This is a genomic window from Corallococcus sp. CA049B (assembly GCF_003611685.1).
Taxonomy (GTDB): Bacteria; Myxococcota; Myxococcia; order Myxococcales; family Myxococcaceae; genus Corallococcus; species Corallococcus coralloides.
The window spans coordinates 20,151-41,456 of record NZ_RAWC01000060.1 but is presented as its reverse complement, the minus strand read 5'-3'; the positions used below and the strand labels follow the sequence as shown (position 1 = coordinate 41,456).

20 protein-coding genes are annotated in these 21,306 nt (G+C 67.4%); 9 read left to right on the top strand and 11 right to left on the bottom strand.

All coding sequences use genetic code 11. The annotated features are described in order from the left end of the window. Positions 1-81: 81 nt before the first annotated feature. A complete protein-coding gene (locus tag D7W82_RS16100) occupies positions 82-852 on the bottom strand; it encodes a sporulation protein (RefSeq protein ID WP_158617675.1) in 771 nt (256 codons plus the stop codon). A 153-nt stretch (positions 853-1,005) separates the two neighbouring features. Between D7W82_RS16100 and D7W82_RS16095 the strand changes: the two genes are divergently transcribed. Then, positions 1,006-2,121, top strand: coding sequence for a Gfo/Idh/MocA family protein (locus D7W82_RS16095; protein ID WP_120619201.1), 1,116 nt, complete (start codon positions 1,006-1,008; stop codon positions 2,119-2,121). 45 nt (positions 2,122-2,166) lie between these two features. Further along, a complete protein-coding gene (locus D7W82_RS16090; RefSeq protein WP_120619200.1) occupies positions 2,167-2,574 on the top strand; it encodes a PaaI family thioesterase in 408 nt (135 codons plus the stop codon). Between the two features lie 7 nt (positions 2,575-2,581). Here D7W82_RS16090 and D7W82_RS16085 read toward each other — a convergent pair whose 3' ends face one another. Next, complete coding sequence (locus D7W82_RS16085) at positions 2,582-3,634, bottom strand: hypothetical protein (RefSeq protein ID WP_120619199.1); 1,053 nt, start codon at positions 3,632-3,634, stop codon at positions 2,582-2,584. 273 nt (positions 3,635-3,907) lie between these two features. On the opposite strand from D7W82_RS16085, the gene D7W82_RS16080 reads away from it, so the two are divergent. Then, positions 3,908-7,573 carry a CHAT domain-containing protein gene (locus tag D7W82_RS16080; RefSeq protein ID WP_120619198.1) on the top strand — a complete coding sequence of 1,222 codons (3,666 nt, stop codon included), beginning with the start codon at positions 3,908-3,910 and terminating at the stop codon, positions 7,571-7,573. Positions 7,574-7,591: 18 nt separating this feature from the next. Here D7W82_RS16080 and D7W82_RS16075 read toward each other — a convergent pair whose 3' ends face one another. Further along, complete coding sequence (locus D7W82_RS16075; protein WP_120619197.1) at positions 7,592-8,689, bottom strand: hypothetical protein; 1,098 nt, start codon at positions 8,687-8,689, stop codon at positions 7,592-7,594. A gap of 11 nt (positions 8,690-8,700) precedes the next feature. Then, positions 8,701-11,019, bottom strand: a complete 2,319-nt coding sequence (locus D7W82_RS16070; RefSeq protein ID WP_120619196.1) for a S8 family serine peptidase — start codon at positions 11,017-11,019, stop codon at positions 8,701-8,703. Positions 11,020-11,450: 431 nt separating this feature from the next. Here D7W82_RS16070 and D7W82_RS16065 point away from each other — a divergent pair, with 431 nt between their 5' ends. Further along, positions 11,451-12,032 (top strand): NADPH-dependent F420 reductase, encoded by a 582-nt coding sequence (locus tag D7W82_RS16065; RefSeq protein WP_120619195.1) that lies wholly within the window; start codon positions 11,451-11,453, stop codon positions 12,030-12,032. A gap of 1 nt (position 12,033) precedes the next feature. Here D7W82_RS16065 and D7W82_RS16060 read toward each other — a convergent pair whose 3' ends face one another. Both D7W82_RS16060 and D7W82_RS16055 read right to left on the bottom strand, forming a co-directional pair. Further along, positions 12,034-12,960 (bottom strand): LysR family transcriptional regulator, encoded by a 927-nt coding sequence (locus D7W82_RS16060; RefSeq protein WP_120619194.1) that lies wholly within the window; start codon positions 12,958-12,960, stop codon positions 12,034-12,036. Positions 12,961-13,032: 72 nt separating this feature from the next. After that, entirely contained in the window at positions 13,033-13,452 is a 420-nt protein-coding gene (locus D7W82_RS16055) for a DUF2267 domain-containing protein (RefSeq protein ID WP_233587632.1), read from the bottom strand. Between the two features lie 710 nt (positions 13,453-14,162). Between D7W82_RS16055 and D7W82_RS16045 the strand changes: the two genes are divergently transcribed. The 5 genes from D7W82_RS16045 (at position 14,163) to D7W82_RS16030 (ending at position 17,300) form a co-directional block, all read left to right on the top strand. Further along, positions 14,163-14,594 (top strand): hypothetical protein, encoded by a 432-nt coding sequence (locus tag D7W82_RS16045; protein WP_120619191.1) that lies wholly within the window; start codon positions 14,163-14,165, stop codon positions 14,592-14,594. 111 nt (positions 14,595-14,705) lie between these two features. After that, positions 14,706-15,251 (top strand): hypothetical protein, encoded by a 546-nt coding sequence (locus tag D7W82_RS16040; protein WP_147439352.1) that lies wholly within the window; start codon positions 14,706-14,708, stop codon positions 15,249-15,251. A 73-nt stretch (positions 15,252-15,324) separates the two neighbouring features. Further along, on the top strand, positions 15,325-15,669 hold the full coding sequence (locus D7W82_RS16035) for a DUF2019 domain-containing protein (protein WP_120619189.1): 345 nt from the start codon (positions 15,325-15,327) through the stop codon (positions 15,667-15,669). A 111-nt stretch (positions 15,670-15,780) separates the two neighbouring features. After that, positions 15,781-16,029: a hypothetical protein gene (locus tag D7W82_RS40075; protein WP_147439351.1), complete on the top strand. Its 249-nt coding sequence runs from the start codon at positions 15,781-15,783 to the stop codon at positions 16,027-16,029. After that, positions 16,026-17,300, top strand: a complete 1,275-nt coding sequence (locus D7W82_RS16030; RefSeq protein ID WP_147439350.1) for a hypothetical protein — start codon at positions 16,026-16,028, stop codon at positions 17,298-17,300. The genes D7W82_RS40075 and D7W82_RS16030 overlap by 4 nt, the downstream gene beginning before the upstream one ends. Positions 17,301-17,312: 12 nt before the next feature. Here D7W82_RS16030 and D7W82_RS16025 read toward each other — a convergent pair whose 3' ends face one another. The 5 genes from D7W82_RS16025 to D7W82_RS16005 are packed head-to-tail and all read right to left on the bottom strand — an operon-like array spanning position 17,313 to position 21,296. Further along, complete coding sequence (locus tag D7W82_RS16025; protein WP_120619187.1) at positions 17,313-18,323, bottom strand: MlaD family protein; 1,011 nt, start codon at positions 18,321-18,323, stop codon at positions 17,313-17,315. Next, positions 18,316-19,059, bottom strand: coding sequence for an ATP-binding cassette domain-containing protein (locus D7W82_RS16020; RefSeq protein ID WP_120619186.1), 744 nt, complete (start codon positions 19,057-19,059; stop codon positions 18,316-18,318). The genes D7W82_RS16025 and D7W82_RS16020 overlap by 8 nt, the downstream gene beginning before the upstream one ends. Further along, the gene (locus D7W82_RS16015; RefSeq protein WP_120619185.1) at positions 19,056-19,802 is read right to left on the bottom strand and encodes an ABC transporter permease; all 747 of its coding nucleotides are present in this window, start codon (positions 19,800-19,802) and stop codon (positions 19,056-19,058) included. Before D7W82_RS16015 ends, D7W82_RS16020 begins: the two co-directional genes overlap by 4 nt. Next, positions 19,799-20,578, bottom strand: coding sequence for an ABC transporter permease (locus tag D7W82_RS16010; RefSeq protein WP_233587630.1), 780 nt, complete (start codon positions 20,576-20,578; stop codon positions 19,799-19,801). Before D7W82_RS16010 ends, D7W82_RS16015 begins: the two co-directional genes overlap by 4 nt. 19 nt (positions 20,579-20,597) lie before the next feature. Further along, on the bottom strand, positions 20,598-21,296 hold the full coding sequence (locus tag D7W82_RS16005; RefSeq protein ID WP_120619184.1) for an ABC transporter ATP-binding protein: 699 nt from the start codon (positions 21,294-21,296) through the stop codon (positions 20,598-20,600). Positions 21,297-21,306 lie beyond the last annotated feature (10 nt).

Here is a 21,306-nt window from a genome sequence, read left to right as displayed (position 1 = left end):
GTACCACTTCCGCGCCCGGGCGGAGGACTTGGGACGTCAGGTCCGTCCAGGCCTGTACGAAGGACCGGGACTTCCGGGCTTTTACGTCCCGGTGCGCAGGTGCGGCGTCAGCAGCGCGGCGACGGCCCCTGTCCCCGAGGACAGGTCCCTGGAGGACAGCACGAGCCGCTGCCGCCGGCCACCCTCCAGCGACGTGCCCTCCAGGAGGGACGTGAGGCCCCGGGGGCCCCGGTCCAGGTCGAGGACCAGCTCCAGCGCGTCCTCCTGGGGGAAGGGCAGGAGGGCGAGCGAGCGGGGCGGGCCGTCCCACTCCGGGCCGGCGTGGAACTCCAGCTCCTGCACGAAGGGCTCGTCGCGACCGAGGGGCGAGCCGGCCTCGCAGTAGGAGTTGCGCCACTGGAAGCCCAGCTGGCGCACGGCTTCGATGACGGTCTGGAGGGACGGGTGGGGCAGGACGTGGATGCGGTCGCTGTCCTCGGGGGTGAGGGCGTTGTCGATGTCGAGCGCCGTCTTGATCCACACGGGCGTGCCGCGTTCGGTGATGGGCGCGTGGGCGGGGATGCGCAGGGAGAAGGGGAGCTCGCGCTCCTCGCGGGGCTGGAGGGTGAAGGGGTTGGAGACGCGCCAGGTGCGTACGACGGCGTTGAGCGCGCTGCGGCGGTCATTGTCGCGCTGGAGGTACTGCGCCATCAGGTGCAGGTCGATGCGGTCGATGCGCTGGGGCGTGTGGCCGCCCTGGACATGGACGAGTCCGCGCAGGTCGCCGCCCGCGCGCACGGTGTCGTGCTCCAGGCGGGTGTCCACGCGCGCGCTGCCAATGCCAAGGCGGGCGAGCATCTTCATGAAGGGCATGGGGAACGGCATAGGCCGGATGGACGCCGCGCGAAAGCCTGTCCGTCCGGCTGCCTGCCCATCATGCGGCCCCTGCACCGGAGGGACGGGCGCGGCTTGCGGGCTGGCCCGGCGCGTCACCAGCGTAGAGCCTCACCACGGGAGAGGTGCATCATGGCGCAGGGGACATCCAGGCGGGTGCGGTACGCGGTGGTGGGGGCGGGCAACCTCACGCAGGTGGCCATCCTGCCGGCGTTCCAGCACGCGGAGGAGAACTCCGAGCTGGTGGCCATCCTCTCCTCCGACAAGGCGAAGCGGGTCGCGCTCCAGGAGAAGTACGGCGTGGAGCACGTGGGGGGCTACGAGAGCTTCGAGCAGGTGTTGCGCGATTCGAAGGCGGACGCGGTCTACATCGTGTTGCCCAACACGATGCACCGGAGCTTCACGGAGCGAGCGGCCCGCGTCGGAGTGCACGTCCTCTGCGAGAAGCCGATGGCGACGTCGGTGGACGACTGCGAGGCGATGATCCGCGCCACGAACGAGAACGACGTAAAGCTGATGGTCGCGTACCGGCTCCATTTTGAAGAGGCGAACCTGCGCGCCATCGAGCTGGTGCGCTCGGGGCGGCTGGGAGACCCGCTGGTGTTCTCAGGGACGCTGACCCAGCAGGTGCGGGAGGGGGATATCCGCACGCGAGTGGACGTGGGAGGCGGGGCGCTGCTGGACGAGGGCCCATACCCCATCAACGCCGCGCGCTACCTCTTCCGCGACGAGCCGCGCGAGGTGTTCGCGTTCACGGGAGGCGGCAGGGACGGGCGCTTCCACGGCGTGGATGCGTCCGCGTTCGCGCTGATGCGGTTCCCGAACGGGAGGGTGGCGCAGTTCGCCATCAGCCACGAAGCCTCCGCGGTGTCGAGCTACCGGCTGGTGGGCACGGAGGGGGACCTGCTGGTGAAGCACGGCTTCGGCTACGGCACGGACATCCAGCACGAGCTCACGGTGGGAGGCGAGACGGAGACGCGGACATTCAAGAACAGCGACCAGTTCGCGCCGGAGCTGGTCTACTTCTCGAAGTGCGTCCTGGAGGACCGCGATCCGGAGCCCAACGGCATCGAAGGCCTGGCGGACGTGCGCATCATCGTCGCGCTGCAGGAGTCCGCGCGCACGGGGAAGCCGGTGAAGCTGGCCCCGTTCGAGAAGCCGAAGCGGCCCACGCTGGAGCAGCTCATCGTCAAGCCCCCGGTGGAGCCGCCCGAACCGGTCAATGCACCGGCTCCGGCGGAGGGGTAGCCCTCATGGGTTGAGGGCTGCGCCCATCGATGTTCTGGTGGCCGCATGGACGACCTTCAGGAGTTCGCGCGTCAGGTGTTCGCGTCGCAGCCCTTCAGCCAGTTCATCGGCGCGCAGCTCGCCAGCTCCGGGCCTGGGACCGCGGAGCTGCGGTTGGACATCATGGACCATTTGAAGCAGCAGCACGGCTTCGTCCACGGGGGCGTGCTCAGCTACCTGGCGGACAATGCCATCACGTTCGCCGGGGGCCTGGCGCTGGGCGGCAACGCGCTGACGTCCGAGTACAAGATCAACTACCTGAAGCCCGCCGTGGGCTCGCTGCTCATCGCGCGGGCCCATGCGAAGGCCGCCGGCAAGCGGCAGGCCGTGTGTCAGTGCGAAATCTTCGCCGTGAAGGATGGCGCGGAGACGCTGTGTGCTCTGGCGCAGGGCACGGTGGTCTCCGCATCCTGAAGACGCATCAGAACTTGAACAGGTCCTTGATGCCCTTGCCGAGGTCCTTCGCCGTGTCGCCGACCTTGTCCGTGACGTCCTTGGCCTTGTCCGCGACCTTGTCCGTCACGTTCTTGGCGGTGTCCGCGACCTTGTCGGTGACGTTCTTGGCCGTGTCGCCCACCTTGTCCGTGACGTTCTTGACGGCCTCGCCGGCCTTGCCGTTGGTGAGGTTGTCGACCGTGCCCTTCAGCTTGTTGAAGTCGATGGTGTACGAGGTGCCGACCCCCACGCCCACGCCGAGCGCCGCCTTGGCCTTGCCGCCGATGGTGAGCTTGCCGTCCTCGAAGGCCACCTTCGCGTCCACCGCGGCGCCCACGCCGGCGATGGCGCTGCCCGTCACGGAGCCCTGCACGGGGCCGAACTCGCCGCGAGCCGTGGCACTCGCCTCGGCGCCCACCAGCGCGCCCGCGCCGACCTCGGCGCCCATGTCGCCGTTCTTGGGGTTCAGGTCGATCTTGGCCTTCGCGTCCGCGTTGGCGCCCACCAGCGCCTCGCCGTGCACGCCGCCGTAGACCTTGCCCTCCACCTTGCCGAGCCCGATGTCCTTCAGGTCCTTGCCGAAGCCTGCGTCACCGCGAAGGCTGGCGATGTTGGCCTCGGCGCCCGCGCGGCCGCCGATCTCCCACGGCATCACGCGGTAGGACGCATCCCCCTGGACCTCGGCGGCGCTCGCCTCGAACTGCGCGCCGATGCCGTCCTTGGTGAAGCCCGTGCCGGTCTTGAACTCCGCCGCGTCCTTCTGCCAGGACACGTACTTGCCGCTCTCGTTGCCCGCCACCTGGCCGGGGCCGCTGTTGCCCTGCGTGACCTGGCGCCCGTCCTTCCTGTCCGCGCTGGCCTGGGCCTTGTCGCCCTTGCGCGGGTCCATGAAGATGTCCTGGCCCCACTGCTGGCTGAACTTCGTGTCCGGCTGGTTCTTGTCGAGGAAGCCGGGCTTCTTCTCCGTGGCCGCGGACGGGCCGGCAGCGGCGGAGGCGTTCGAGGCGGGCGTGGACGTGGGGCGGTTGGCGACGCGCATGGGAGACCTTGAGGGAGGCGAAGGAGGGGCGAGTCGGGGATTTGGAAGAAGGTCCGGAGTGCTGCGTCCGGTCCGTGATGACCAATCCCTAGAGCACGGCGCGTGCCAGCCCTCTGGCGAGGCCGTCTTCCCTCTGAAGCGCGTGTTTCGAGCGGTGTCCGGGCGGCTCGAAACTGGTGATGCGGATCATCAGCGCTGGTGACTCGTGTCACCAGGAGGCCCGCCCCGCGTTTGGGGTCCCTATACTCCAGGGATGCTCGCGAGGAATGCCAGATGAAGGGTTTCACCACTCAAGAGCCCATCGAGCTGCTCCTGGACTTCGACCGGACCGAGAAGGGCCACGACGCACACGCGTTCCGTTTCGAGCCGCAGGACTACCTGATCCGCAAGGACAAGGGAGCCGTGAGCCGCGTGAGCTTCTCGTGGGACTCGGAGACGATGAAGGATCTCGAGAGTCTCCAGGGCCACGTGCCCGCTCCCAACGCGGAGAGCCGCCTGGGCAACAAGCTGCGCTCGCTGCTGGGTGGGGAGGAGGCGCGGATCGAAGCGGCCCTCGCGGAGGCACGGACGGTGCGGCTCACCATCCGGTCCAATGCCGCGGAGCTCTATGCCCTCCCGTGGGAGCTCTTGAGGCTGTCAGGGCAGGGGCTCCCGCTGTATGCCTACCCGGAGATCACCCTCCGCTACACGTGGCCGGGGACTTCGACCGCCGCTCCGGTTCCGGCTCCGCGTCCCGAGGGAGGCCGGATCCTCCTTGCCTGGTCCGAGGCTGGGGGCGAAGTCGGCTGGCAGATTCATCTGGATGCGATCCAGAGTGCCGCCAGGGCAGGACACCTGCCTTTTGACCCTGCCCAGGACGTGCTGCCCGCTGTCTCCCTCAAGGGGCTTGTCGACAAGCTGGAGAAGGCGAGAGCGGAAGGCCGGCCCTATGCGATCCTTCATGTCCTCTGTCATGGGAAGGAGATTCCTGGCGAGTCCAAGGCGTTTGGCCTCTGCTGGGACGGCAGTTCTCCCCTGGTTCCCGAGGACATTGTCTCCGCCAATCGGCTGAGGGACCGCTTGTACAAGTACGCCGCCGAGCTCCGGCTCGTCGTGCTGTGCGTGTGTCAGAGCAGCAATATGGGGGCGCCAGGGAGCCACCTCGGCAGCGTGGCGCATGAGCTGCACCGGGTCTCCTTCGAGGCGGTGGTGGCCTCCCACTTTCCGCTCTCGGTTCCGGGCTCCGTCACCCTGGCGCGGACGCTCTATGGCCGGATGCTGGAGGGGCTCACTTCGCTCGAGGATGCGTTCGTGGCCGCTCGAGAGGCATTGAGCGACGCCGCGCTGCCCACGCTCGACCACGTCGCGATCCAGCTCTATGGCCGCCCCGAGGATGGCTGGAACACGCGTCCCTTCATCATCCGTCCCTACCAGGGACTGCGGGCGTTTCAGCCAGAGCACGCGCGCCTCTTTTTCGGACGCGCGACGGAGCGTGACGCACTCCTGAAGAGAGTGCTGGAGGCCCGGGCGGGGCAACTTCCACGGCTTCAGGTGCTGGCCGCGGCCTCCGGCACGGGCAAGTCCTCGCTGGTGCTCGCGGGCGTCGTGCCGGAGCTCGTCCGCAGGGGCTGGCGTTGGAAGGTGCTCCGGCCCTCGGAATTGTCACAGGCGGACACATCGCTCGAGGCAGCCCCGGAGGAGGGGCCTCTGCTCGTGGTCGTGGATCAGTTCGAGGAAATCTTCACGCGGACATCGTCCCCTGCGGAGCGGGACGCGATCGTCCAGAAGCTCGGGTCCCTCGCGCAGCGCCCCGAGGTCGTCGTGCTCTGCACGCTCCGGGTCGACTTCCTGGGGCGTTGCGGGGAGGTAACCGTGGGGGACGGAGGCCGGCGGCTCGATCACATGGTCTATGACGAAGCGCACCGGATGTTCCTGTCCACCATGGACGACGCGCGGATGGCCGAGGTCATTACGGGGCCGGCGCGGCTGGTAGGGATCGAGTTCGAGGAAGGACTCGTCGAGGCCCTGCGAAGGGACGTCGCAGGGGAGTCAGGGGCGCTGCCGCTGCTCGAGTACGCGCTGGATCGGCTCTGGGAGCAGCGAAAGGGCCGGCTGCTGACGCACGAGGCGTACCAGACCATCGGGGGAGTCGAGGGCGCTGTTGCCGGGACGGCGGATCGCCTGCTGGCAGGCTTTTCGGAGCAGGAGAGGGCGCAGGTCCGGAGGCTTTTCGTCGCCATGGTGGGCATCCGGCAGCAGGGCGTGCTCGATACGCGCAGGCGGGTGTGGATGGACGACGAGCGTCCCGCGGAGCCCGAAGCGCAGGGGGCATTCGATCGGGTCGTGGAGGCGCTCGTGACGAGCCGCCTGGTGGTCAAGGGGATGGACACGGCTTCCCATAGGGGCGCATGGCTGGAGGTGGCGCACGAGGCACTCCTCCGGAAGTGGCCCCTGCTGCGCGAGTGGGTGGCTCAGGACGAGAAGCTCATCGAGCAGCGGCATGAACTGGAGGTCGTGACCGAGGGCTGGGAGCGAAGCCGGGGTGACGCGGATGGTGGAACGTCGTACCTGCTCAGCGGCAACCGGCTGCGCCATGCGGCGGAACTCCGGCGGCGGATGGGGCTGAGCGACCGGATCATTCGCTTCATCGAGGCGAGTGAGGAGTTCGCCAGGAACCGCCTGTCACCGCTCGATGACCTGGAGGAGCAGGGCTGGGGTGTCGTCGCCCCGGAAGGCGCACGAGGAGATCGGCTGCTGGAACTCATCCGAGACCTGGTGATCCATCGCGAGCGGATCCAGCGCCGGCCCGTACAGGTATTCCGCGTGCCGCCGGGGCTTGATGCCGCCGATGCCATTCGATGGAGGCAAGATTTCTACCAGAGCCCCAAGATCTCACCTCGCGACAGGCCAAATTACCTGTTGATTCTGGGGGATCTGGACGAGGTCTCGTTGGATGTGCAGCAAGAACTGGCTGGCGAGTTGATGATCGGGCGCCTCGCGTTCCGCCAGGACGAGCACTACTCGGCCTATGCCGCGAAGGTGGTTCGATGGGAACTGGCTCTGCCTTCAAGCCCTGACCCAAGGCTTCTCTTGTTGTCGGTCATGGCTGGCACGCGATCCACGGAACTCGCGTTCTCCGCGCTGGTGGAGCCCTGTCAGGAGGAAGTGCGCAAGGAAATGGAGAGAGGGCTGTTCCCGAAGGTCCAGCTTGAGACGATGGCAGCACCGGAGCTGAAAGAAGAACTGCTGTCCTGGGGAGGCATGCGGATACCGAGCGTCGTGGTCTCCACGTCACATGCATTGACAGATCCCAGCCAGGGTTGGGATTCGCCAGAGGAGCAGCGTGAAGTCCAAGGGGCATTAAGCATTCCTGGCCATGGCGGGGGGGCGTTTTCGGCTGCGGATGTCGTGGGGCGAGTATTTCTTCCGGGCGGGGTGTGGTTGATGTTGGCAGCTCATAGCGCGGGGACCCCAGGAAGTGATCGTTACGGTCCAATCCTCGAAGGGAGTCAACTCAACAGGATGCAAGTTGCTACTCACGCAAAGGTGCCCTTTGTCGCCGCGCTTCCACAAGCACTGCTCTCCACGCCCGATGGTCCACTCGCCGTGATTGGGTGGGTGAGTATGGGCATGGTCGGCGTCTTCTTCGAGCCCGCGGGGGGGAGGCGCAAGCTCTCCCGCTTCCTGGAACTCCTCAGGGTTGTTTGCCGGGGAGGCAGGGTGGGTACGGCCATGGCTCGCTTCTATCGGGACATTCCCGCGCTAACGAGCGAAGCATTCACGCTGTTCGAGCAGGAGCAGGCGATGGATTCGGTCCAGTGGAAGCCGCCGGATGAGCAACACCGGGCGCTCATTCAACTGGAGCGCCATTCCCTACGGGACATCATCCTCTTGGGGGATCCTGCGGCGCGGCTGCCGATCCCGAACCAGGCACTCAGCTCGAGATCGGACGCGCGATAGTCCCGCGAGACCTCCGCCTCACGCCAGCGCGAGGGTGAGGACGTGCTTGCCGGGGGCCAACAGGTTCAGCGTGTATCCGCTCTTCGCGGGCGGGTAGAGCTTTACGAACTCCTGCACGCCAGGCGCGTTGTTGGTGACATGCAGCGTGAAGCGCCGCTGCTGCTGTCGCGCGGCCTCAAGAATCCACTTCAACGTGCTCAGGTCCGGATTGTCGTGCTTGCCGTTGGCGGAGATGACGTAGTGGTCCGCCGTCACCTGCTGGAAGAACTCTGCCGTGACGTTCCGGTCGCTGCCGTGGTGCGGCACCTTGATGCAATCGAAGTGGATCCGGCTCTTCTTGTCCGGGAGGTACCCGGCGGCCACCAGGCCCTCCAGGATGAAGTCCCCCCGTCCATCGCCGGTGAGCAAGAGCGTGCGTTTGTCTGCCTGCGCCACCAGGACGAGGCTGCTGAGGTTGGGGGTGCTCCGGTCAGACATCGCCGTCGGCTCGATTTCCCCCTTGGCGATCTTCCTCTCGTTCTTGTCGAGCCACTGCTGCCACATCTCCCGCAGTGCGACGAGGTTCGCCTGCGTGGGGCCCACCACGGTCAGGGCCAGGTTCGCCGACATGAAGGGCTTGCCCTGCGTGTCCACGCAGATGGGCAGGTCTCCGAACCCCGGGTTCACCGGCAGGCTCAGGTCCGTAGCGAGCCCCCGCAGCTTGCTGCCATTGCTGATACTCGTCAGCGCGCCGGGAGTGGCCTGGAGGGCGGCCTTGTTGGGCGAACTGTCCACCGCCTGGGCCAACCGCTGCTGGAGCTGTGGGGACAGCGTCTGGCTGAACGCGTTGTGCCAAAGCGCCTGGGGCTTCACGAGCGGTTCGTTGTCGTTCACCTGCTGATGGACGAGCTCCGCGAACAGCTCCACCAGCCCCATCACGTGGTCGTCATCCACGTGGCTGAGGATGACCAGCTCCAGTTCGCGGTGGGAGAGCTGGCTGAGCACCCCGCGCAGGTGCGCCTGGTAGACGCCTTGGGGTCCGCCGTCTATCAGGATGAAGCGCGGCTGCGACTCCTTGCCATATTCGACCAGGAGGGAATCACCCTCCTCGGCCTGCACGGTGTGAAGCTTGAACATCGCTGCCTCCTTCAGGGGTTGGATGCTTTCACGGGCTCGAGCCCGGACTCCAGCTCGCCCGTGACGACAAGTGCATAGTCCTGGAGCTTCAGGACGTTCCACGCCTCGACCTGGACGAAGTAGCGGCCGGCCTCGGGGGCTTCGAACCGCACGATGGAGGCGTTGTTGAGGTCATCCCAGATGGGCACGCCCTGGGAAGAGCGCTTGCCATTGCCCAGCCACTTCCGGCCGTCGGGAGACTGCACCGTCAGGCGGAGGGTGTGCTGCATCCCATTGGCCGGTGGGTCGGTGTGGGCGAGGCACACCCGCAGCGGGTGGCCTTCCTTGACCTGGACCGAGAAGAGGAACATCTCGTTGGTGGCTGGCAGCTGAAGCTCCGGCTTCTGCCAGCTGTCGATGAAGGCCAGCTTCATCCAGGGCTCGGCCGGGTTGGGCAGCGTGGTGCGCATGGACACGCGCCCGAAACCCTGATGGTTGTTGGGGGGCACCTCGCGCTCCAACACGGCATCCTTGCCGGTCAGCCAGCGCGTGCCGTTGATGAGCGTGGCCTTGACCAGCGCGGCGCTGGGCTCGTGCGGGACGCTGGCGTAGTACTCGCGGACCAGGGCGGCGCAACCCGAGACGAATGGCGCCGCCATGCTGGTGCCTCCCAGGTAGGCGTAGAGCTCGGTCCCCTTGGCCGGCGCCCAGAAGTTGTGGAGCGGCGCGGTGGTGGCGCGGGTGGACAGGATGTCCGTCCCGGGGGCGACCAGGTCTGGCTTGATGCGCTGGTCCATGCACGAGCCGCGGCTGCTGAAGGCCGCCAGACTCTCGGGGTCACCGGAGATCCTCGCCTCGGACAGGGGAGGAGAGATGAACCGCTCGCTCCAGTATTCCTTGTAGGTTTTCTGCGAGCGTCCGCCCGTCTTGCGCGAGCTCCGGCTTGCGCCCACCACCAGCGCATTCTTGCAGCTGGCGGGCGCGCCCACGGACTGCAAGTCGGAGAACCCAGCGGGGCTGTGGACGTTGTTTGCGGCCGTACCTGCGTTGCCTGCCGCGAGCACCACGAGCATGTCCCGGCGCAGGGAGATGTACTCATCCACCTCCTTCGAACTCAGCGTGTAGCGTGCCTTGGCATCGGCTCCCCAGCTGTCGTTGTGGATGCGCGCGCCCTCTTGATACGACTGCTCGAAGAGGTCTCCCAGCCGCAGGGGCAGACCGCCCAGCTTGCCCTGGTCGTCCAGCAGCGACTGGAAGACGAGCTGGGCTTCGGGAGCGACGCCCCGGATGAGGCCGTTGGAGGCGGCTCCCGTACCCACGATGGATCCGGCCACGTGTGTCCCGTGGCCATCGGGATCGCTCGGGTCATCCTTGCGGCCCAGGGAGAAGGCCTTGTGGATGCGGTCCTTCAGGTCCGGGTGCGTGGTGTCGATACCGCTGTCGGCGACCGCCACGATCTGTCCCTTGCCCGTCCAGGGCAGCACCGCGTCGAACGGAGCCACTGGCGGCGGGGCGGGATCGATGCCCAGCAGCACCCGCGTGAGTTCGTTGTAGAGGACAGGCGGCAGGTACTCTTCGATCTCCTCCACATAGGGATGCGCGGCCAGTCGCGACCGGAGTGAGGTGGTCATGCTGACGCGGAGCTTGCAAATCGTGCTGGCGATGACCTTGGCGCCCTCCTTGCGCAGCAACTCCTCGAAGGCCGCCTGTGCCTGCCTGGACTTCAACAGGACATCGAAGGTCTTCGTCTGAAGAGCGGCCATATTGCCCTTGGGGATGTGCTTCTCTTCGCCAAGGAAGGGAATGGACACATACCCGAGGGGCCCGGACTGACCGGGCGGCCAGGAGACGACAGGCTGCGCCACCACCTTGCGCACGAAGGGCAGTCCCTGGAGTCGTGCGGTCAGTCCTGCTGGCCCGCTGAGAAGAAACGCGAAGGGCGCGACCCTCCGTGACACCTCCAGCCCCAGCTTCTTCAGCTCATCATGCCAGCGCGGGAGGAGGGGACCGGCGAGGGTAAGGACATAGTCCTGGCGCATCTGCTGCGGAGGCGTCACGCCCTTCGGGATGGGGTACAACGAAGAGGGCGTGGGCGCCGAAGGCGCGTCCTGTGTCTTCTGCCCTTCGGAGCTGGGGGAGGAGAGGAACGTCAGCCCCGAGACCGGTGGCTTTTCCAGCACGTCCTCCAGCTCCTCGACGATGAGCCCGCCCTGTCGCAGGGCCTCGATGCCCTGGGAGTCGATCTCTCCCAGCACGAATGCCCTGCCGACCTCCGCGCGTTGGAGCGCCTGACGCGCGGTGTTCAGCTCGTGCTCATGCATGCAGTGGACCGCGACGAGCTTCCTGGCCATGCGGCAAGCATGCCGAAGACCGATCCCACTTGCACGCCGTGAGAGGCTTCAATGCCTGGGAGGAGGCTGGAGCTCCGGACGAGCCCACGGAGGAAGGACTCACGCACGGAGTGGTGCTCGCGAGCGAGAGCCGGTAGGAGCGGCCGTCGCGGATGATGTCACTCATCCTTCGGGCCTCTCGTAGCCACTAGCAAGTAGCCCTGGACGTTGCTGCGCAATGGGTGGGGCTTGGGCAGTGTGGGCCGCGGGTCGAGGAAGTCCGGGGGGAACTCCCCAGTCCTCATCGCCGAGACCGATGGCCCGCCCCGCGTTTCATGACGCCGCGTCACAGGTGCCGTGACGACCCAGGCGTTTTTCGCGAGCGGCGCGTTCCGCAAATTGCCTTCCGTTCCGGGGCGCACCGCTCCGGCCTTCACGAGGACGGCAAGACCATGGCGACGAAGATCGGGATCATCGGCAAGGGGAACGTGGGCGGCGCGATGCAGCGGGGCCTGGCTCAGGCTGGGCACGAGGTGAAGGCGGTGGGCAAGGATCCGGCGGCCGTGCGTCAGACGGCGGCGTGGGCGGAGGTGGTGTTCCTGGCGGTGCCCTTCGGCGCGCTGGACGACACGCTCCGCACGCTGGGCGACGCGGTGAACGGCAAGGCCGTGGTGGACGTGACGAACGCGCTGACCGCCGACATGCAGCTGGCGCTCGGCTTCACCACGAGCGGCGCGGAGGAACTGCAGAAGAAGGCGCCCCAGGCGCGCGTGGTGAAGGCCTTCAACACGGTCTTCGCGCAGCACATGGACCAGGGCCAGGTGAAGGGCGAGAAGCTCAGCCTGCTCGTCGCTTCGGATGATGCTGGCGGCAAGGAATGCGTCCTGGGTCTGGGGCGCGACCTGGGCTTCGACCCGGTCGACGCGGGGCCGCTGCGCAACTCCCGGTGGCTGGAGTCGCTGGGCTACCTCAACATCCTGCTCGGCTACGTGCAGAAGCTGGGGCCGGACATCGGCTTCCGCCTGGTGCGCTGATTCAGCGGCGCTTGCGTCCCGTGGCCAGCGGGGCCCTGGACGCGAAGAGCTCCGCCACGAAGTCCAGGAACACGCGGACCTTGGGCACGGTGGACTTGTGCCGTTCGAAGACGGTGCGCGGCTCGGGTTCGAGGTCTTCGAGGTCTTCGAGGTCTTCGAGGATGACCTCGAGCTCGCCCCGGGAGAGGTGTTCGGCGACGTGGTACTCGAAGGCCTGGATGATGTCGAGCCCACCCAGGGCTGCGTGGGTGAGCACGTTGCCAGAGCCGACCATGAGCCTGCCCCGAGCGGCGAAGGTGACCTCGCCCCCGGTCCCCTTCAGCCGCCACGGGAGGGGGCCCGTGTTCGACAGGTATGCGATGCAGGTGTGCTCCCGCAGCGAGGCGAGGGTCCGCGGCCTGCCGTGGGCGGCGAGATAAGCGGGGGAAGCGACCAGGATGGAGCGCGCGCGGCCGAGCCGCCGTGAGACCAGGTCGGAGTCACGCGTCGGCGCGAGGCGGAGGACCACGTCGACGCCCTCGGCGGTGGGGTCGATGATCCGGTCGCGGACCGTGAGATCGACGGACACCTCCGGGTAGCGCTCCAGGAACCGGGGCAACACAGGGCCGACGCCGTAGTCCGCGAGCGGGATGGGGACATCGACGCGCAGGCGGCCCCGAGGCGTGACGCTCGTCCGCGCCAGGGTGGCGTTGACTGCTTCGAGTTCCGCGAGCATGCGCGTGCAGTGCTCGTGGTACACGGCCCCTTCGTCCGTGAGGCTGAGGCTGCGGGTGGTCCTGTTCAGGAGCCGGACACCCAGCCGGCCTTCCAGCCGCGAGATGATCCGGCTCACGCCCGAAGGGGTCACGCCCAGGTTTTCCGCGGCCCGCGTGAAGCCGCCCAGGTCGACGGTCTTGATGAGGACTTCGATCTCCGAGATGGAGTCCATATTGCCGCCAGCCCACAGCCATTCATGACCTGGCGTCAATGGGATGCGTCCATGCAGGCGAGCGCCCCGGCCTCAGGTGGGGCGCGCCCACAGCTCGCGGATGTCCGTCGGCAGCTCGCCCGCGATGTCGTCGCTCTCACCCTGGGAGATCTGCGCCTGGACGGCGCTGAAGACGGCGCGGACGATGGACTCCGCGTCGTCCGCGTCCACGGCCAGGTCCGTGGCGACCATCGCCAGCATCTCCTCCCGGCCGAACTTGTGGGGCGGCGGTCCGGATTCGTGGCGGTCGCACCGCACCAGGAGCTCGCGCAGCTTGTGGGGCAGCTGGGCCTCCAGGTCGTTGTCCTCCTCGCCGAAGAGGCGCTGCTCCAGCACGCACAGCACGGAGAAGGCGGCTTGCTGGGCAGCCTGCTCGCTCTCGAACTGCCCCACGTCACGCAGGTACTTGAGGAAGGCCTTGTACGTCTGGGAGGTCCGGGATTCGTGGCGCATGCGGCGTCGCTCATCGAGCGGGACGGCCATCCTGCGCTGGGTGGGGCTTCCTATCTGCTGTCCGGAGTCGGGAATGTCTCGCGCTGCCATGTCCGTCGCCTCGTTCCTTGGGGTGAGGTCCAACCCCAACGCTGAAGCGCTCACGCGGCCGGGGGAAGGCACGCGCCGCCCTGCGAGCCGCCCGCTTCCCGTGGACGGAGGCTGACGGGAAGCGCCTGCTCCCACTGTCCGTCATCGCCCTTGCATTGGCGCAAGCGCAGCCGGATCTCTCCAATGAGGTGTCGTCATGCGCGAAAGTCTTCGTCCCAGGGGAGAGGCCCTGCGCAGCGCAGCCCGCAGGATCGCGGTGCGGAGGACCGAGGAACCGGACACGCCCTTGTTCCAGATCATCACGGAGGCAGCCCGCCACTTCGACCTGTCGCCCAGTGAGGAACAGATGCTGCTGTCGGACTTGCTGCCCGGGAGCGAGGAGGCGCCCCAGCCCTGACGCAGCATGGCGGATGGCGTTCATTGAATGGAGGTTCGTGAGTCGGACGCGACCACGATTGCCAGGAGGAGATTCCGGCCTGACTCAGGAGGCACAACGAGTCTGGCGAGAATTTTCCTCTCAATCCGTTTCATAAATTTCAAAGACTGGCTGTCTGGACAAGGCTCCCGGGAATCGCTTAACTGATTCTGGGGAAGCGATTCCCCTTCCTTGGGGGCTGTCCATGAAAAGCTTGACGGTGGTGGCTGCGTTCGCGGTGTCGGCGCTGGGCATGGGTTCCGCGCACGCGGCGACGCTGACGTTCACGGTGCAGAACAAGATCACGACCAGCGCGATCACCAACTCCTACTTCAACGGCTGTGCCGCGGTCATCCCGGCCCTGAGTTCGGTGGCGGCCAACTCGATCTCGGGGGTGCACCAGACGGACTGCGGCACCAACTCCGCCGTCGTCTTCGAATACACGAGCGGCAGCAAGATCTGTCGCTTCAACATGAGCAGCATCTGGACCCCGCCCAACCCGATCCTGGGGACGTCCGGGTACTGGACGCCCGCGGGAAGCGCCACGTCCAAGGGCAGCACGACCGCCACGTGCAAGACGACGCTGGTCGGGCTGGGCTCGAACGGCAACTACACCTGGGCCCTGTCGATGCAGTGACGCGCGCGCGTTGACCTGGGAGCCGTCCTGCCTGTGCGGTGGGGCGGCTCCTTGTCTTTGAGGGGGGGAGGGGCTGGAAAGCGCGTGAGGCCCTGGAGTAGATGGGCGCCCATGAACCTCCTTCGACTGTCGGTTGTGGGCGTGGGCGTGGCGTTCCTGGTGGCGGGCTGCGGGGGCCGCCGGAGCAACTCCAAGGTGGACTTCTCCCAGATGGGGCCGTCCATCAACTCCAAGCGCTACGCGAACCTGGAGAAGATCGCCGCCCGGGATCTCAAGTGCGACGCGGAGCTGACGCCGCAGTACCTGGGTGAGAATCAGTACCAGATGATCGGCTGCAACACGGAGGGCGTCTACGAGCTGCGCTGCATCATGGGGCAGTGCGCCTGGATTCCGGACGTGAGGCTCCGCGCCGAGTTCGACATGGGCTGCGGGAAGACGGAGCTCCAGACCTCCAAGCTGGACCGGGTCACCGCGGGCGTCGTGGGCTGCGGGAAGCGCGCCACGTACCGGTTGCTCAAGGCCGGCTACGGTTATTCGTGGGTCCTGAACTCGCCCGTGGCCCAGGATGAGACGCCTGCTCCTGCGTCGGCGCCTGCTCCCACGCCGGCTCCCGTGCCAGCGCCCGCGGACGAAGTGCCGGTGCCGACCGAGCTTTGACGTGTATGGGCTTGCTTGGTCTGCAAGCCGTCACGCCTTTCCATGAGCGAATCTGCGGAGTCTGGATGTGACGATGGAAAAGCTCGTGGAAGCGTTCGCCCTGCATGCCGCGGCCCAGAACGATGCAGTCCGGTTTGGGGATGCGAAGACCGCGAACAGGCACGCCAAGAAGGTGAACGAGACGTTCGACAAGCTGTGTGCACGCGGGGACGCGGGCCGGGATGCGCTCGCGGCCCTGTTCATCCATCCGCGCTTGGACGTTCGGGTCAAAGCGGCGGCCTTCCTCCTCCGCCATCGAACGGATGAAGCCACGGCCGTCCTCAACGAGGCTGCGCAAGGACAGGACCTCGTTGCTTTCGCAGCCTCCGAGGCGTTGAAGCGCTGGGCGGAAGGAACCTGGGCGCTGGATCCAGGGTAGGGACTGTTCAGTCCTTCAGAAGCCCCCCTCGGACGCTTGCGCGGCAGACTGTCGTCCCGGTGTAGGATCATCAAAGCTTGCTGATGATGCGTTGCTGTCGTGGGGGGAAGCATGCAAGAGAAATTCGTCATACTTGTCGACCGGTATCAGAAGGACAATGCATGGGCCGCCAGCGGTGAGTTTTCCAGCCTGGAGGACGCGCGGTCCGCCGATGTGTGGGACGGGCGAATCTCCTCATTTCGAAAGAGCCACTGGCGTTGCGTGGATGTCGAGGCCAAGGCCGGTGGGATCTTCAATGACATGACGAAGAAACGTGAGTTGGCCGTGCGGATATGTCGCCTGGTTCGGAGCGGGCCATGAAGAAGGTTCTCGTCATGGCCATGGCTGCCGCCGCGACCGCCGGATGCACGAGTAAGCTCACCCGGCGCCACTCGACTGCGACGTCGAATGGCATTCCGAAAGATATCCAGCGCTTCTCCTTGTCGATCTTCGTGTTGCCTGTTCCTCCAGACGAACCGACGCAGAAGTCGTTTTTTGATCTCGACGGCCGAGGGCAAGCCGCCGCGATCTCCGTGGCGGGCCCCGAGGGGAAGAAGGAACGGCTCGACAACGTCAAGGAGCTCGTCGGCATGAGCGTCAAGACGCCGGAAGCTCAAGGAACCAGCCGCTTCGATCGGCCCAAGGCGCGATTGGTGACGAACCTCATCCATCGGCCATTTTCCTTTGGAACCTACGATCCAGCGGACCGGGTCATCTGGTCGGAGGTTCGAATCAGTCTCCAGACCGATGCGTTCTCGATCACCGGATATGACAAGGTCGACACCGGCTACGAGACGGTGGACCTGGGAAGGCTCACGAGGACTGCGAACTGGAGTGTGTCTGGAACGGCAGGAACCTCCACTGGGACGAAGACACCGGGTGGGGCCTCGGTGACGGCTGGAGCAGGTGAGACGTTCGGCGAAGAGGTCGCACTGCGACGGCGTTACACGTCACTTGCTGTGTCGCTCGGCCCGAAGGGTCGATCCCTTGGAATCCTCCGTGAAGGCGTCTCTGGAATCGATCTGACAGGGAGCACGACCATTGATGTGCAGTTGGATGCGGTCAATCCCATGTCAACCCAGGTGTTCACGGCGGAGGTACCCAAGAGGAGCGACGAGCGCATTGGCTTGACCTCTGGGAAGGCAAGCTATGCGCCGTGCAATCAGTTCAAGCTTTCTGGAAAAGCGACAGCCGTCATTCGCCATGTCGATCACGAAGGCGCTGCCACCATCAGTGAGCATGATGATTGGGTGGCGTTCGAATGGCACTCCGCGCCGGCAAAAGGGGACCGGGTTGAGTACTCGTTCGAGATGGAACCGGTCGTCTTGTACTGGCTCAAGACGCGTAGCGGAGATTACGTCAAGGTTCGAGAGGGCGGGAGACCCGTGGATCTCGTCATGAACGACGAGTCCGAAGCCTTCAAGATGCGTTCATGGCTGGCTGCATCCTTCAATCAAATCAGCACGCTTCAGGATCCGAAGCGTCCTTTTGTGGATGACAGCGACACGCAACTGGCGTTTGTGACGGACCCGGGCTTCGTGGTGGAAGCCCGGGTGATGAACGAGTCTCAATGCCCTACCAGGGGCGGTTGAGAGAAGGCTCGATCAATCCTTCCAGAGGACCTTCCACGGGTGCTTGCGCAGGTCCGTGACCAGGGTCTTCAGCTCGTCGTAGAGGGCCGGGTCCTTGAGCAGCGCGCCGCCGGTTCCCTGACCGGAGTCGAGCTGTCCGAGGATCCGGTCCGCCTTGGTGGCGATCTGCTCCAACTGGCCCGCCGCCGCCGTGAAGCGCTGGAGGGCCAGCTTCACCTGCTGGCCGTCCTCGGGCGTCAGCGGGCCTGTCACCGCCGCCAGGCCGTCCAGGGTCGTCCCGGCGGACTTCGTCAGGCCGGGGAGGTCCTTTCGCATCAGGGCCGCCACCGCGGAGGCGTCATCCAGCAGCCTCGCGCCCTTGCCTCCGGGCTGCATGGACTCCTTGGCCAATTGGGCCAGCTGACGCAGGTCCTTTGACGCCGCCGACAGCTCCGTGGCCAGGACCTTCACGTCGCCCTTGTTCTCCGTCAGGACCTCGTCCAACGTCCTCGCCAATCGCGACACATTGGCGGCCAGGCCCGTCACGGCCTCCGGGTCCTTCTCCAACATGTCCGACAACAACGTCACGAACTTGGAGAGCTGCTCCGACAGCAGGTCCAGACGCGGCGCATCCACGCCTCGGAGAGCGGCTGTCTCAGGCAGCGGCGCGTCCGCGTTGCCTGGGTTCAACTCCAGATAGGGCTCACCCAAGAGGCCCACCGTCCCCACCGTCACCCGGGCGTCCTTGCGCAGGGCGCCCCTCGCCGCGGGCTCCACGGACAGGTCCATGCGGACGGGGAGGGGGAGGCCCTTCGCGTCCCTCCGGTCCGCCAGGAGATGGATGGTGTCCACCTTGCCCACCTGGACGCCTCCCAGCTTCACCGGGGCTCCCTGCACCACGTTGCCTGTGTGCGCGAAGTCCACCTCCAGCGTGGCGCCCCGGCCCAGCGTCAGCTCCCCCATCAACCAGAGCAACACCAGCACTCCCACCAGCGTCGCGAGCACCAGCGCTCCGACCTTCAACTCCAGGCGTTGCTCATCCATCCGTCGCGCCCTCCATGAACGGCGCTGTCAGCGTCCGCAGCTCCGGGGCAGGGGACTCCAGGAAGCCCTCCGGGCTCCCCAGGTACGCGTTGCGCCCCTTCGCCACCACCAGCACCCGGTCCGCGATGCCTCTCAACTGCCGGTAGTCGTGCGACACCACCAGCGCCCCCAGGCCCTGCTCCTTCAACGACGCCAACACCGCCTCCACCTGCATCGCCGCCCTCCGGTCCAACCCCGTCGTCGGCTCGTCCAACAGCAGGTAGCGCGGCTTGAGCACCAGCGCCCTCGCGATGGCCGCCCGCTTCTTCGCCCCGGGCCCCAGCTCCGGCGGCAGCCGGTCCGCCCACTCCTTCAGGCCCACCTGCTCCAGCGCCGTCTCCACGGCTTCCTCCGGGGCGCTCGGATCCGCGAGGCGCACGTTCTGCCGCAGCGTCCTCCAGTCCAGCAGCGCGGGGCCCTGCACCAGATACGGCGCCCGGCGGCGGAGCGTCACCAGCGTCCGCTCCGGCTGCGAGTCCACCCGCTCCCCGAACAGCGTCACCTTGCCGGCTTCGGGCTTCAGCAGGCCCACCGCCAGCCGGCACAGCACGCTCTTGCCGGAGCCGCTCGCTCCCGCGATGAACGTCAGCTCCCGCGTGGAGACCTGCGCGCTCAGGCCGTCCAGGACGCGGCGGCCCTGCTCGAAGGCGATCGCCACGTCCTCGAAGAGCAGCGTGTCCGGACCGGTGTCATTCACAGGCGCACGAACTGGAACGCAAGCGACACCGTCAGGTCAATCAACAGACATCCCAGGCTGGCCGCCACGACGCCTTCCGTCGTGGCCTCGCCCACCGCCTCCGCGCCGCCCCGGGCGTTCAACCCCGCCACCGCCGCCGCGAGCGGGATGTACAGCCCGCAGGCCACGACCTTCAGCCCGCCCACCAGCACGTCCCAGCCATCCACGTACCTCGCGTCCATGAACGCCCGGCCGTCGATGTTCAACGCCACGCTCGCCACCAGCACAGCGGACGCCGTCGCCGCGAGGGTCCCCAGCACGCCCAGGAGCGGCACCCCGACCAGGCCCGCCACCACCCGGGGAGCCACGAGGTCCGCGTACGGGTCCCCCGCGGACATCTCCAGCGCCTCCACCTGCTCGTTCACGCTCATCGTGGCCAGCTCCGCGGAGTGGCTCGCGCCCGCACGCGACGCCGTCAGCAGCGCCGACACCGCGGGGCCCAGCTCGCGCACCAGCATCTCGAAGTAGGCCGGGCCCAGCACCGCCACGTTGCCGATCAGCTTCTTCGCCTGCGCGTTGGCGATCATCACCAGCACCGCGCCGAAGAAGGCCATGCCGGACGTCACCAGCAACACGCTGCGCCCGCCCAGTTCGTGCACCTGCGCCAGGGTCTCACGCCACGGGATACCCTCGCGCGCGCCCGCCCGCACCGTGCGCGCCAGCATCACCCCCGGCGCCCCGAAGAAGAGCAGCACGCGCTTCATGCGAGCCACCTGGACAGCAGCGTCGTCAGCAGGAAGTCCAAGAGGAAGATGGCCGCGCAGCCCAGCACCACCGCGCTCGCCGCGGCCTCTCCCACGGCGCGGGCGCCGCCCTTCGCCCGGAGCCCCACCGCCGTGGACACCAGCGAGATGGCCAGCCCGAACGCTCCCGTCTTCACCACGCCCCCCAGGAGGTCGGACGGGCTCAGCATCTGCGCGAACGTCCCGAAGAACACCCGCACCGGCAGGTCCAACGTGAGCTTCGCCGCCACCGCCTCGCAGAGGATGGACACCAGGAACGTGAACGTGCTCAGCCCGAGCATGCTCAGCTCCATCGCCACCACCCGGGGCGCCACCAGCAGCGCGAACGGATCCAGGCCAATGCCTCGCAGGCCTTCAATCTGTCCGCCCACCTTCAGCGTGGCCAGCTCCGCCGCGTTCCTCGCGCCGATGCGCGCGGACATGATCAGCCCCAAGAGCAGCGGGCCGAACTCCCACAGCACGCCGTAGCCCGCGGCCCACCCCAGGAAGGCCCTGGCCCCGAAGCGCTGGATGTAGAGCGCCGCCTGCACCACCACGATGACGCCCGCCAGCGCGGCCGTCGCCAATGCCAGGGGCAGGGAGCCGTAGCCGAACTGCACCAGGCCTCGCGCCAGCTCGCGCCGCTCCAGCCTGCGCAGGCCCCAGGCCGTGCGGCCCGCGACCAGGGCCAGCGCTCCCACGCCGCCCACCGCCCGCATCGCCGAGCGTCCCAGCCAGGTCAGGGCGGTGGTGCTCACGGGGGCTGGGACCGCGGGGTCATGCGAGGGCCTCGTCCGGCGCGCTTTCGAGCCGCGGCGCCGGGGCCCCATCGTGCACCAGTCTGCCGCTTCGCAGGTACAACCAGCGGGGCAGGGGGAGATCCACCGGTGCTTCCGGCGCCGCCACCAGCAGCGTGCCCTGGCCCGCGACCTCCAGGAGCACCCTCGCCACCTGACGCGCCGTGCCGGGATCCAGGCCCGCGAACGGATCATCCGCCAGCAGCACCGCCGGCCTCGCCGCGATGGCCCTCGCGAGCCCCGCGCGCTTCTTCATGCCGCCGGACAGCCGCTCCGGCAGCGTGTCCGCCGCGTCCGCCAGCCCCACCGAGCGCAGTACGGCATCCGTCCGCTCGCGGGCCTCGTCTTCCGGCACGCGACGGCGGAGCAGCGGCTGCATCACGTTCTGCCGCACCGTGAGCGAGTCGAAGAGCGCGTCCGTCTGGAACACGAAGCCGAACGACGCCTGCTGCGCGCGCCGCTCCGGCGCCGAGAGCCTGGAGACGTCCTGACCGTCCCAGGTCACCCGTCCGGAGGAGGGGAGCAGGAGGCCCGCGAAGGCCTTCAGGAGCGTCGTCTTGCCCGACCCCGAACGCCCCAGCACCAGCGCCTGCGTGCCGGGCGGGACGTGGCAGTCCGTGGGCTCCAGCACGGTGCGGGGGCCGTAGCGGAGGGTCAGGGCTTCGGCGCGCAGGTCCATGGCGGGGCGG

Excerpts from the sequence above, each read along its gene's own strand:
- D7W82_RS16060 (WP_120619194.1), bottom strand. The coding sequence starts at position 12,960 with ATGGACTCCATCTCGGAGATCGAAGTCCTCATCAAGACCGTCGACCTG.
- D7W82_RS16080 (WP_120619198.1), top strand. The coding sequence starts at position 3,908 with ATGAAGGGTTTCACCACTCAAGAGCCCATCGAGCTGCTCCTGGACTTC.
- D7W82_RS16065 (WP_120619195.1), top strand. The coding sequence starts at position 11,451 with ATGGCGACGAAGATCGGGATCATCGGCAAGGGGAACGTGGGCGGCGCG.
- D7W82_RS16070 (WP_120619196.1), bottom strand. The coding sequence starts at position 11,019 with ATGGCCAGGAAGCTCGTCGCGGTCCACTGCATGCATGAGCACGAGCTG.
- D7W82_RS16090 (WP_120619200.1), top strand. The coding sequence starts at position 2,167 with ATGGACGACCTTCAGGAGTTCGCGCGTCAGGTGTTCGCGTCGCAGCCC.
- D7W82_RS16085 (WP_120619199.1), bottom strand. The coding sequence starts at position 3,634 with ATGCGCGTCGCCAACCGCCCCACGTCCACGCCCGCCTCGAACGCCTCC.
- D7W82_RS16045 (WP_120619191.1), top strand. The coding sequence starts at position 14,163 with ATGAAAAGCTTGACGGTGGTGGCTGCGTTCGCGGTGTCGGCGCTGGGC.
- D7W82_RS16040 (WP_147439352.1), top strand. The coding sequence starts at position 14,706 with ATGAACCTCCTTCGACTGTCGGTTGTGGGCGTGGGCGTGGCGTTCCTG.
- D7W82_RS16075 (WP_120619197.1), bottom strand. The coding sequence starts at position 8,689 with ATGTTCAAGCTTCACACCGTGCAGGCCGAGGAGGGTGATTCCCTCCTG.
- D7W82_RS40075 (WP_147439351.1), top strand. The coding sequence starts at position 15,781 with ATGCAAGAGAAATTCGTCATACTTGTCGACCGGTATCAGAAGGACAAT.
- D7W82_RS16055 (WP_233587632.1), bottom strand. The coding sequence starts at position 13,452 with ATGCGCCACGAATCCCGGACCTCCCAGACGTACAAGGCCTTCCTCAAG.
- D7W82_RS16100 (WP_158617675.1), bottom strand. The coding sequence starts at position 852 with ATGCCCTTCATGAAGATGCTCGCCCGCCTTGGCATTGGCAGCGCGCGC.
- D7W82_RS16035 (WP_120619189.1), top strand. The coding sequence starts at position 15,325 with ATGGAAAAGCTCGTGGAAGCGTTCGCCCTGCATGCCGCGGCCCAGAAC.
- D7W82_RS16025 (WP_120619187.1), bottom strand. The coding sequence starts at position 18,323 with ATGGATGAGCAACGCCTGGAGTTGAAGGTCGGAGCGCTGGTGCTCGCG.
- D7W82_RS16005 (WP_120619184.1), bottom strand. The coding sequence starts at position 21,296 with ATGGACCTGCGCGCCGAAGCCCTGACCCTCCGCTACGGCCCCCGCACC.
- D7W82_RS16015 (WP_120619185.1), bottom strand. The coding sequence starts at position 19,802 with ATGAAGCGCGTGCTGCTCTTCTTCGGGGCGCCGGGGGTGATGCTGGCG.
- D7W82_RS16095 (WP_120619201.1), top strand. The coding sequence starts at position 1,006 with ATGGCGCAGGGGACATCCAGGCGGGTGCGGTACGCGGTGGTGGGGGCG.
- D7W82_RS16030 (WP_147439350.1), top strand. The coding sequence starts at position 16,026 with ATGAAGAAGGTTCTCGTCATGGCCATGGCTGCCGCCGCGACCGCCGGA.